This window comes from Acinetobacter oleivorans DR1, assembly GCF_000196795.1.
Classification (GTDB): Bacteria; Pseudomonadota; Gammaproteobacteria; order Pseudomonadales; family Moraxellaceae; genus Acinetobacter; species Acinetobacter oleivorans.
This window is the reverse complement of the sequence record NC_014259.1, coordinates 472,977-485,119: the sequence shown is the minus strand read 5'-3', so window position 1 is coordinate 485,119 and position 12,143 is coordinate 472,977. Positions and strand designations below refer to the sequence as shown.

Below are 12,143 nucleotides of genomic sequence, written 5' to 3'. Positions count from 1 at the left end.
AAATATTATTTAATATTAAAAAATGTGACTAAAAATACACATTGACAGCTTTTGATATCTAACCAATACTAAATTCCAATTATTGAGATATACATCTCATTAATTATGTAGCGCAATAAATAATACTTACTTAAAAATACATAATTATATAGGAAATAGACCAACATGTTTTTACTAAAAAATCTCGTATCTTCGATCTCAAAAGTTACTCAAGACTTGGGTAATGTTGTATCGGTAAATACCACTGTAAACACGGGTTCTTCTGTTGATGCACACGTTTCAACATCAGGCTTACTTTCAAATGTTATTTCTACAGTAACTAATACAGTTACGCATACAGCAACAGGCTTAGTTTCTGATGTGGTTGGCACTGTAACCGGTACTGTCGGTTCTACAAATCCATTAGAAACAGTAACCAATGTTGTGGGTGGTGTAACTGGTGGCTTGATTGGAGGCGTATCTGGTGGCAACCCTCTTGAAGTAGTCACTGGTGTTATCGGTGGCGTAACAGGTGGTGTGACCGGCGGAACATCACCAATTTCCCCAGTCATTGATGTCGTTCAAGGTGGTATCGATATTCTTCAGGGTGTCGAAAGTCTAAAAACAGAAATTATCAACACTGGCATTGAAACTGTTGCTGGAACAATCATTGGAGTACTCCCACAAACTGAACATCCTGTTTCTGAAATTGCAGACCTTGGTACCTTAACTTTTGAAACTTCTCGCGACACGGTAAACGGTGCTCTTGAAGTTGTTTCTGATTTAGTAGGTGGAGATATCTCAGGCGCAACTGCATCAGCAACTGGAATTGTTGAAACACTTATCAACAATGGTACAACTGCTACAGGTATTGTCACTGGTGTAGTTGGAAGTGTTACCGATGTAGTGGGCGGTGTAACTGGTGGCGTTGGTGGTAATCCGCTTGAAGTTGTGACGGACATCATCGGTGGTGTAACAGGCGGCGTTGGTGGTAACCCTCTTGAAGTTGTGACGGACATCATCGGCGGCGTAACGGGCGGCGTTGGCGGCACATCTCCAATCTCTCCAGTAATCGACGTAGTTCAAGGTGGTATCGATATTCTTCAAGGCGTTGAAAGCCTAAAAACTGAAATTATTAATACAGGTATCGACACTGTTGCCGACACAATCATTGGCATTCTTCCACAAACTGAACATCCTGTTTCTGAAATTGCTGACCTCGGCACATTAACTTTCGAAACTTCTCGCGACACTGTAAACGGTGCACTTGAAGTTGTTTCTGATTTAGTTGGCGGAGATATCCAAGGTGCAACTGAATCAGCAACTGGTATTATTGGTACACTTATTAATAATGGTACAACTGCTGCTGGTATTATCACTGGTGTGGTAGGAAGTGTTACAGATGTAGTTGGTGGTGTCACAGGCGGTGTTGGTGGCAATCCTCTTGAAGTTGTGACTGACATCATCGGCGGTGTAACAGGTGGCGTTGGTGGTAATCCTCTTGAAGTTGTGACTGACATCATCGGTGGTGTCACAGGCGGCGTTGGTGGTAACCCTCTTGAAGTCGTAACTGACATCATCGGCGGCGTAACAGGCGGTATCGGTGGCGGCACATCTCCAATCTCCCCAGTGATCGACGTGGTTCAAGGTGGTATCGATATTCTTCAAGGCGTTGAAAGCCTAAAAACTGAAATTATCAACACTGGTATTGATACCGTAGCGGATACAATTATCGGTATTCTTCCACAAGTAGAACATCCTGTTTCTGAAATTGCTGACCTCGGCACACTAACTTTCGAAACTTCTCGCGACACAGTAAATGGTGCTCTTGAAGTTGTATCTGACTTAGTCGGTGGTGATATTCAAGGTGCAACTGAATCAGCGACTGGTATTATCGGTACACTTATTACTAATGGCTCTACTGCAACTGGTTTATTAACAGAAATCCTTGGCGGTGTAACAGGCACTATTGGTGGAGTTACTGGTGGTGATAGCCCTCTTGGTGTAGTTACTGGTGGTGATAGCCCTCTTGGTGTAGTAACTGATCTTCTTGGAGGTTTAACTGGTAGTGTTAGCGGCGATAGTCCACTCGGTGTAGTGACTGACCTTCTAGGCGGTTTAACTGGTGGCGTTACTGGTGGCACAGAAAACCCTATTGGTATCGTAACGGATATCGTAGGTAGCTTAACTGGTGGGGCGACTGGTCAAGGTGGCTTAGATGTCATTTCTAATTTACTTGGTGGGTTAACAAGTGGCAGCTTACTCGTTGGAGTAACTTCTACAGTATCTAGCGTAACAAATACGACGCATACTATCGTACCTCAGTCATTACTTACTGATAACTTCTTAGATAATTCTTTCCATACTGTTTAATATCATTAAAAGAAAGCCACTTTTATAAGTGGCTTTCTGATTTAATATAGTTTCAAATATTAATTTAATACTAATCAATCTCTTGCCATCTATAATACTTTTTATGTGCTAATTCCAACATTGCATAATCATTAGGAGTATCACCATAAGCATATATAGTCGGGTATTGGCTTAAATCATATTTATTTTTTATTCTATTTACTTTTTCCAAATAACCACAATCACCATCAATAAAATGGCCTGTTAAAATACCATTATGTGTTTCAAGTTGGTTGCATATAACATCTAAACCTAAAGAATGACACCAACTTTCTAAATAAACGCCTAATGATGCTGATACAACAACAATCTGATCACCTTGTTGTTTATGCCAGAGAATACGCTCCAAAGCATTTTCACGAACACATGTAGGAAGTACCTTTTTAGCAAACTCTTGCCCCATATCTTTTAGGGAATTCGCGTCATAACCCACATATCCTACTTGGCAGAGCTTAGTTCGAATGGTTTTATCCGTTACCCAACCAAGTTTATAGCCAGCTATATAAGGTGCAAGCCGAATACCACCGACGAGTTGTGTTTTTCTGTCTAAAGAAAATTTAAGAAACAAGCTGAACGTGTCGTTATGAGTGATGGTGCCATCAAAATCAAATAAAGCTAGGTTCATTTATGATTATCTCTAATATAATTAAAAAGTTATAAATTTAGATTTATTAAAATTACTAAAAAATAAGCACAAAAAAACCGCTATAAAAGCGGTTAATTCTTCAAGTTGGTGCGCTCAGAGAGATTCGAACTCCCGACCCCTTAGTTCGTAGCCAAGTGCTCTATCCAGCTGAGCTATGAGCGCGTAACTTGTGTGCCTTTCAGCAATTCGTTCTGTTTTACTTGGTGCGCTCAGAGAGATTCGAACTCCCGACCCCTTAGTTCGTAGCCAAGTGCTCTATCCAGCTGAGCTATGAGCGCATTAAGTAAATGGCGGTGAGAGAGGGATTCGAACCCTCGATACCAGTAATAGGTATGCTTCCTTAGCAGGGAAGTGATTTCAGCCACTCATCCACCTCACCGGAACGAGCCGCCATAATACAAACTAAAACCACATTGTTCAAGTCATCATACTGAAATTTTCTTGTTTTTTAGTTCAATGAATTATTTTTTAAGCAATTTCCTCATTATTTTCGTCTTTTTCGATCAAACGCTTGTTAAGATAGATATTATTTCTTCATCAAAATACTGTAGTGCATAACACATTATTGCAAACCTGAACGTGCAGTTCGGGTCTGTATGGCTTATGCTAAACTTATCTGCCAAGCGTGAAACAAAACGACATGACAAAAAACTGGGCTGACCCTGAAGCGAAAGCTGAAGCTGAACGTTATGACAATCCTATTCCAAGCCGTACTCTGATTTTAGATACGTTGGAACAGTTGCAAACACCACAATCTCATGCAGAGCTTGTCGATCATTTTAATATTCATGACCAAAAAAGTATCGAAGCATTAAGTCATCGTTTAAGTGCTATGGTTCGTGATGGTCAAATCATGAAAGACGGTTTTAAATTTCAGTTGGTGGCAGATCAACCAACATATGAAGCAACTGTTTATATTAATAGTAAAGGTTTAGGTACAGCACATATTGATGGTCAAACTGATCTTTTACTTCCTGAACGTGAACTACGTTTAGTATTTAATGGTGACCGAGTTAGAGTGCGCCAGACTTCAGTAGACCGTAAAGGTAAACCTTGGGGTTTTATCACAGAAGTTTTACAGCATCGTGTTAAACAATTAATTGGTAAATTGTCAGTTCATGAGGGTGAATATTTTATTCAACCCAACAATCCTAATCAGCATCAGCCTATTCCTTTAGAAAAAGAACTCGTAAAACATGCTGGGGCGAATGTTGGCGATATGCTACGTGTTGCAATTGATAGCTATCCAACCCGTGAAGAGTTTTCAACAGCACATATTATTCAGTCTATGGCAGACAAAGCTGATACAGAAATTATCATTCCACAAACCATTCTTGAGTTTGGTTTGCCATATGAATTTCCAGATCAGGTATTAAAAGAAGCAGAAAGTTTTAAAGAACCATCTGCTCAAGACCGTGAAGGTCGTATTGATTTAAGAGATTTGGCATTAGTTACAATTGATGGTGAAGACGCTCGAGATTTTGACGATGCAGTTTATGCAGAAAAACGTCCGGGTGGTGGTTACCGCGTTGTCGTCGCAATTGCCGATGTTAGCCATTATGTACGCTTAGACTCAGCCCTCAACGAAGAAGCAGAAGAACGAGGCACTTCGGTATATTTCCCACACTTCGTATTACCAATGCTACCAGAGGCTTTGTCAAACGGCTTGTGTTCTCTGAACCCTCATGTAGACCGCTTATGTATGGTCTGTGACCTTAAGCTCTCTCGTTCAGGCCGTGTAACTGGTTACGATTTTTATCCGTCGGTTATGCACTCAAAGGCACGTTTGACCTATACACAGGTAGCGCAATACTTTGAAGGTGCAACAGATGCGATTCCAAAAGATCGTGATGTTCATAAATCTTTGAATACACTTTTCCAGCTTTATCAAATTTTGAAAAACTTGCGTGCCGACCGCCATGCAATGGAATTTGAAACCATTGAAACGTACATGACTTTTGATGAGCTGGGCGGGATTAAAGAAATTTTGCCACGTACACGTAATGAAGCACATAAGCTCATTGAAGAATGTATGTTGCTTGCTAACGTTGCTGCAGCTGAATATGCATTAGAACATGATGTTCCAATGTTATATCGTGTGCATGAAGCTCCAGAGTTTTCACGTATTCAGAAAGTAAAAGACTTTGTGAAATTGCTTGGTCTACCCTTCCCTGACCAACCAACTCAAGCAGACTATCAAAAAGTTATTGAAGCGACCAAAGACCGTATTGATGCACCAAGTATTCATGCCGTTTTATTACGCTCAATGATGCAAGCTTATTATGGCGCAAAAAATGCGGGACACTATGGTTTGGCTTATGAAGCTTATACCCATTTCACTTCGCCAATCCGTCGTTACCCAGATTTATTGTTACACCGTGCTATTAAGGCACACTTGAAACAAAAGCCTTATCCTCTCTCTGGTGCTGCGCTAGATGATGCTGGTGAACATTTTTCTCAAACTGAACGCCGTGCAGATGAAGCTTCTCGTAGCGTAACAACTTGGTTGAAGTGTCACTATATGCAACAGCATTTGGGTGACGAGTTTATTGGTATCGTAAGTGCAGTAACCGAATTTGGTTTATTCATTACACTTAAAGATCTATATGTCGATGGCATGATCCATATTAGCCAACTGGGCGATGACTTCTTTATTTATGACCAAGCGAGCCAAAATCTGGTAGGTCAAAATCGTGGTCAAGTCTTTGGTTTAGGCGATGAAGTTAAAATTCAGGTGGCTGGCGTAAATCTTGAAGAACGTAAAATTGACTTCCAGCTTCTTCAACAAGTCACACATGCTGGAAGAGTCGTTCGTAGCCGAGCTCCACGCACAACTAAAACATCTTCACAGGCAACTGAAGAAGTTTTCAGTAAACCAACAAGTAGCGATGGCGAAAGACCTGTTCACAAAAAGAAAGAAAAAGCCAAGGCGAGTTCTTATACTAAAAAGTCTGGTAAAAAACCTTCTGCAAAAGCCGAAAGTAAACCAGAAAAAGTAAAGAAAAAGTCTAAGCCTAAAAAGAAAAAGGCCAATGCAAAATCAAAGGCTGAATAATTAAACATTAGATGTTGCCAGTCTAGAAATAAGTCCCGATTTGGGACTTATTTCTTTTTAGAAAGCTTATTTTGCACATTAAACTTGATTTCTGGCTTGAGAGGACCTACATCTAATAACATGTTTAAAAAATAATGTGGCTAACAGCAATGACTTTACAGCAAGCGACCTTACCAACTCCGCGTTTTGATGAAATTAAATTAGAAAATTTAAAACAAGACATCCAACAAGCGATTCAAGCAGGCCAAGAATTTTTAAATACACTTACCGCTGTACCTACCGATACCGCTCAACAACTTGCCGTACTTGAACAAGTCGATACACTTGAAAATAACCTCAGTGAATCATGGGGTGTTTTATCACATTTAAATGCGGTAATGAACAATGCTGAAACCAGAGAAGTCTATCAATCGTTATTGCCAGCTTTGAGTGAATATTACACTCAACTTGGTCAACACACGGCGCTCTATCAAACTTATCAGCATATCCATGATGGTCAGGGTTATACCTCTCTTAGTCCAGCCCAACAAAGTGCTATTCGACTTGCTTTACGTGATTTTAAACTTTCTGGTGTGGCTTTAGAGGGTGAAGAGAAAAAACGCTATGCAGATATTTCTGCTCGCCTTTCACAGCTTTCTTCTGATTTTTCTAACCATGTACTTGATGCAACACAAGCATACTTTAAACCGCTTACAGAAACTGAGCTAAAAGGTCTTCCTGAAAGTAATGTTGAGTTATTAAAACAATACGGTAAACAACGTGAACTCGATCAAGCTGTAGCAACTCTAGATTTCCCAGCTTATTTTGCAATCATGACGTATGCAGATGACCGCGCTTTGCGTGAAGAGCTTTACAGAGCCTATGTTACTCGTGCATCTGATCAGTCTGAACAAACTGAGTTTGATAACAGCAAAATTATGGAAGAAATTTTAAGTCTTCGTCAGGAAATGGCGAAGCTACTTGGTTTCAATAACTACGCTGAATATTCTCTTGCAAGCAAAATGGCACCAGATGTAAAAACGGTACATGACTTTTTAGTTGATCTCGCTGAGCATGCTCGTGCCCCTGCTCTTCAAGAAGTTGCTGAACTTCAAGAGATTGCCAAGCAAGATGGTGTTGACGAACTTAAACCTTGGGATAGTACTTACTATTCTGAAAAGCTCAAACAGCAACAATTCAACTTATCGCAAGAGGCATTAAAACCGTACTTCCCTGCACCTAAAGTCATTCAAGGTTTATTCCAGATCGTGCAGCGCTTATATGGTATTAGTATCATCGAAAGACAAGCACCAGTCTGGCATCCAGATGCACGTTATTTTGAATTAGAAGACCAAGGCCAAGTGATTGGTGGCTTCTTCTTTGACATCTATGCACGTACGGGTAAACGTGGCGGTGCGTGGATGAATGGTTTCCGCTCACGCATGCAAACTGTTCATGGTTTACAAAAACCAATTTGCTACATGGTGTGTAACTTCACGCCTCCAGTAGGTGATCAGCCTGCTTTACTCACCCATGATGAAGTGATCACGTTATTCCATGAGTTTGGACATGGTTTACATCACATGCTAACCGAAGTAGATAATATTTCAGTTGCAGGAACTCATGGTGTTGCTTGGGATGCAGTAGAGCTACCAAGCCAGTTCATGGAATTCTGGTCATGGGATAAAGAAAGCCTAGATGTATTAAGTGAACACATCGACAGTAAACAAACTTTGCCACAAGAATTACTCGATGCTTTATTAAATGCGCGATTCTTCCAGTCTGGTATGCAAACTTTACGTCAGCTTGAATTTGCATTGTTTGATTTGACTATTCACACTAAAACACCTGCTTTGAATAGTGAGCAAATTCAGCAGACCTTAGATGACATTCGTAAGCAATACGCAGTTGTTCCAGCTGTGGACTACAACCGCTTCCAGCATAGCTTCAGTCATATTTTTGCTGGTGGTTATGCGGCGGGTTATTACTCTTACAAATGGGCAGAAGTTTTAGCGAGTGATGCATTTGACCGCTTTGAACACGAAGGTATTTTCAACACTCAAACTGGCAAAGAATTCCGTCAAGCAATTTTAGCAGTGGGTGGTAAAGATACTGCACTTGAAGCATTTGTGAGTTTCCGTGGACGTGAACCTAAAATTGATGCACTGTTACGTCATCAAGGTTGGACGAATGACAATAAAACCGCTTAAACTATGGGCCTAAATTGATCGTGTGGTTAGGGTGATAAAGATGAAAAAACGTTTCATTGCTGGGGCTAAATGTCCAAAATGTGAAGCAACAGATCGGATTGTCATGCTAACCACCGCTGAAGACGAATGGATTGAATGTATCGAATGCGGTTATAGTGAAAATCGTCCGACTCATATTGATGAGCCTGAAGCACCCGCTGTACCTGATGAAGTTGGAGTAATACAGTTCAAGCCTCGTCGTCCTGACTAAAGGTCTTAGAGATGCCACTACAAAGAAAACAAAACTCAAAACTATTGTGGATTTTAATTGGGGGCTTAAGCATTCTTGTAGTGCTTTTTTTAGCTGCACAATGGTTTTTCAAAAAAACCGAGTCATCCGCACCAATGGTTGATCCTCAACCTGTTTCGACACCCGCTCCTGCTAAAACCACGGATCCATCATCAAGTTCAGAACCTGTAGCAGAAGCTGCAAGTTCACAACAGCTTGTGAATGAAGATGTACTCAAACAGCCTGTACCAGCTCAAGAGTCTTTAGCAAAAGAAGAAGTGTCTAAACTCGATGACATTCATCGCCAGCTAAAAGATCAGGAAGCAACTTTAAAAGCACAGCATGCTGATGCTGATCAATTAACTAAACTCAAAGAAGAACAAGTTAAATTGCTTGAAGCTCAGCTCAAACAGCAATAGTTTTTCAATGGGAAATAAAAAAGCTAAAGATAGATAACTTTAGCTTTTTTTATTTTAATTCATAACTCCAGCCATTGTTTTTCCTAAATTTATTGAATCTTCTTAATAAAAAAGCCCTCCATTTAGGAAGGCTTTTTATATAACTGATACTTTAATTTAAGTTAATGATACCAACCAAATAACTTAAATACATATGGCACATAAGTAACCAATACTAGTGATGAGAACAAGACAATAATTGGTAGCAACCAGCGCTCATAACGGAAGTAGAAGCTTGTATATTTCTCTTTCGCTTCAGCATCGGCAGCGTTCACTTCATCATCTCCGACGGACAACCGCGTGAGTAGATGGTTCAAGGCAACTGGTGGAGTTACATAACCAAATTCGAATGCAACCAACACAATCATCCAGAAGTGAATTGGATGGATGCCATTTTCGTATGCTACAGGCGCAATGGTTGCAGCAACTAAAATTACAGCACCAAATGGATCTGTACACATACCAATAATAGCAAGTAACAGTGCAATACATGCCAGTGATATATAGATACTGCCTAAATGAGTCGGCAATAATTCAACCACTTCAGAACGTTCAATTAAACCACCAACACTTGCAGACAATGCCATCAGAATAATTAGTGCACCAATATGGCCTACAGTTTCTGAAGTTGCAAAACGAAGCGCTCCACCAAAACCAAGACGGAATTGAGAACTATGCGGATCATGCGCTCGAAGGAATGGTGATTTCTGTTCGTGTTCACGAACAATCGCCTCATGAATATTGATCGCAGGAGTTTCTTTTGTAGCGACCAATTTGTCATACAAAATCATTGCGATCAGAACTAATGGCAAAATTACTGGGGCAGTAAATTCATTCATTCCTGTGTCTAGCGCATATTTATAAATAGCAAGAACAACAGCAGTGATCAGAATGTATGGAATTACAGGTACAAAGGCACGCATCATGCCCGGAATCGCAACTTTTGGTGAATTTACACGGAACTTCTCTTCAGCCAAGAGTAATGAAACACCCAAGAAAATAAATGCTGTTAACCAAAATACATAGACACCATGGCCAAACAACTCATCGGACGTTACATGACGACTGTCCAGCATTGCAATTAAAACAACCAGTAGACATGGGCGTACTACCACACCTAAAGAACCTGACATTGCAGATACAGCCAATGCATATTGACGGCGAGCACCCGCATTCCAGACTTCTTTATAAATAATTGCACCTGCTGCAATAACGAAAATACCTGACGCGCCTGTATAAGCCGTCGGTACCGCAGCTGCAATTAGAATTAACCATGTTAAGGTTTCTGGTGCCAAATTCCATGGGCGAAGCACATTAAGGAACAAGTCCATAACACGTGTTTGAGTTAAAAGCATACCTGCCCAAATAAACAAGGCAAGGTTTAAGAAAATACCTGAGAACTCAACCAACAAGCCAAGGTAAATCCCTTGCCCCATTGGATAATCCATAAAGAATGTAAATACTATGCCCGTAATCAAAGCCATGTAAGCATATAAAGGTACACTTAATAAGGCTAAGCCAATATTACCGCCTTCACGTTTTGCTGGTGGTGAAAAAAATAGTTGATAAAGACTAATTAAAGTCAGAACAACGAATAGAATCATCCAAATCCAGTAAATAATTACTGTTTCATAGGTAGGTGTCACACCAGAGTTAATGACTGAACGATACTGACTAATTACAGAGAAACTGAGTAGCGCATTACCAATCACCATAAAGATTGAATAGACTTTGTAATCGATTTTTGTTGCTGGATTACGTAAGCCAATATGGTGAAATTTTAACGATGCAGTAATCGCAGAAATTAGAACCATAAAAATCAGTAAAATTGCGCGGTTTTCTGTACCAAATTTAAAAATACCAAAGAAACCGGTCTCGATAGCACGGTAAGTACGCACACCAGGGTTAGCTTCGATATATTTAATTGTCTTGTCATATGCCTGATATTTCTCGTCACATTGTTGCTGCGCTGCGAGAAGCGATGCACGGACATCACTTTCCGATGCTGCACCAAAGAAACTCGAAAAATCATCAGATGCATTCGCTTTCATTTGTTCTTTTACTTGAGCATCGATATTTGGATGTCGATCACAAGTCGGCTTTTCAGGTTCAGCACGCAAAAATGAATATTGCATGCCTATCGCAGGATCACCATAAAGACGCTCCCCGATACGTAATAATTGCCCGTGGATCATCTCCCCGGTACCAATGATTAGTGTCATTAATAGTAGAATGAGGATGACGAATGTTGAGATCCATTCGTTCCAGATATAACCCAACAGACCTAATCCAGATCTTTTTTCCTGATGTTCTTGCATAAATATTCCAATTTTGTTCTCTCAAAAACCTGAAAACAGGAGCTTGAGTCATGCAATTTTCTTGGTCAGGGGTTAATTCCTTCCCCCTTCTACCAATCCCTTTATTCAACGATCAAATTTGCATCAAACTTTGTTAATAAAGAATGACTAAAATCACTTTTTTAACAGTTTGTATTGTCAATATTTCTTTTTTAATCTTTGAGCAAGCCAATAGCAGCCTCCAAAGATTGCTCCACCAATTGCTCCATATAAGTGAGCTTCAGTTAAGACTGGGCTCCCTATTAACTGGGCAGTTCCTGTTTGACCAAAAGTATTTTCCCATATCAGTTTTGCAATAATTAATCCTAAAACCAGAAAAGCAAAATTCCGTTCTTTACGATATTGCAAGTAAACTAAAGCAACTGCTGTATATAGCCCATGTAAAACACCTGACAAACCAGCATATGCCTCGATATAAGGTAAATAAAAATAGAAGACCAAGCTAATGAACGGTGGCAACAGTAAAAGTAGACTTAAAAGATGCCATGCTTTGGTATGCGGAAAGATAAACGGTAAACAGGCAAAAGCCATCATATTTAAAAGGAAATGAATCCATCCTACGTGTACCCAATGTGCAGTCCATAAACGCCAGAATTCACCAAGTAAACTTTCGCGCCAATAAATAAAAGTATCAGGAAATACTTGTAGACATGCAGATATGGAAATGCACACTGCGACCAAAAGCACTTTATTATTCAGTACATGATCTTTCATGGCACACTCCTTGAAATTAAACTTCTTACAATTATTGTAGAACTTAACAATAGACTCGCAAGAAG

8 protein-coding genes and 3 tRNA genes are annotated in these 12,143 nt (G+C 40.0%); 5 read left to right on the top strand and 6 right to left on the bottom strand.

Annotated features, from left to right (window positions below; translation table 11 throughout):
• The first annotated feature begins 165 nt into the window (after positions 1-165).
• Positions 166-2,352 carry a hypothetical protein gene (locus AOLE_RS02330; protein ID WP_013196789.1) on the top strand — a complete coding sequence of 729 codons (2,187 nt, stop codon included), beginning with the start codon at positions 166-168 and terminating at the stop codon, positions 2,350-2,352.
• Positions 2,353-2,422: 70 nt separating this feature from the next.
• Here AOLE_RS02330 and AOLE_RS02325 read toward each other — a convergent pair whose 3' ends face one another.
• The 4 genes from AOLE_RS02325 to AOLE_RS02310 all read right to left on the bottom strand — a co-directional run bounded on the left by AOLE_RS02325 (position 2,423) and on the right by AOLE_RS02310 (position 3,416).
• A complete protein-coding gene (locus AOLE_RS02325; RefSeq protein WP_005301324.1) occupies positions 2,423-3,016 on the bottom strand; it encodes an HAD-IB family hydrolase in 594 nt (197 codons plus the stop codon).
• Between the two features lie 106 nt (positions 3,017-3,122).
• Positions 3,123-3,199 (bottom strand) — tRNA-Arg (locus AOLE_RS02320).
• Between the two features lie 39 nt (positions 3,200-3,238).
• A tRNA-Arg gene (locus AOLE_RS02315) sits at positions 3,239-3,315 on the bottom strand.
• A gap of 10 nt (positions 3,316-3,325) precedes the next feature.
• Positions 3,326-3,416, bottom strand: a tRNA-Ser gene (locus tag AOLE_RS02310).
• 261 nt (positions 3,417-3,677) lie between these two features.
• On the opposite strand from AOLE_RS02310, the gene rnr reads away from it, so the two are divergent.
• From rnr to AOLE_RS02290, 4 genes are all read left to right on the top strand, one after another.
• Entirely contained in the window at positions 3,678-6,092 is a 2,415-nt protein-coding gene (rnr, locus tag AOLE_RS02305; protein ID WP_013196788.1) for a ribonuclease R, read from the top strand.
• A gap of 134 nt (positions 6,093-6,226) precedes the next feature.
• Positions 6,227-8,281, top strand: coding sequence for a M3 family metallopeptidase (locus tag AOLE_RS02300; protein WP_013196787.1), 2,055 nt, complete (start codon positions 6,227-6,229; stop codon positions 8,279-8,281).
• A gap of 40 nt (positions 8,282-8,321) precedes the next feature.
• Complete coding sequence (locus AOLE_RS02295; RefSeq protein ID WP_004639498.1) at positions 8,322-8,531, top strand: YheV family putative zinc ribbon protein; 210 nt, start codon at positions 8,322-8,324, stop codon at positions 8,529-8,531.
• An 11-nt stretch (positions 8,532-8,542) separates the two neighbouring features.
• On the top strand, positions 8,543-8,968 hold the full coding sequence (locus AOLE_RS02290) for a hypothetical protein (protein ID WP_013196786.1): 426 nt from the start codon (positions 8,543-8,545) through the stop codon (positions 8,966-8,968).
• A 161-nt stretch (positions 8,969-9,129) separates the two neighbouring features.
• Here AOLE_RS02290 and AOLE_RS02285 read toward each other — a convergent pair whose 3' ends face one another.
• Positions 9,130-11,325, bottom strand: a complete 2,196-nt coding sequence (locus AOLE_RS02285) for a TRAP transporter large permease subunit (RefSeq protein ID WP_013196785.1) — start codon at positions 11,323-11,325, stop codon at positions 9,130-9,132.
• A gap of 177 nt (positions 11,326-11,502) precedes the next feature.
• Positions 11,503-12,078, bottom strand: coding sequence for a rhombosortase (rrtA, locus tag AOLE_RS02280; RefSeq protein ID WP_004789598.1), 576 nt, complete (start codon positions 12,076-12,078; stop codon positions 11,503-11,505).
• Between the last annotated feature and the right edge of the window lie 65 nt (positions 12,079-12,143).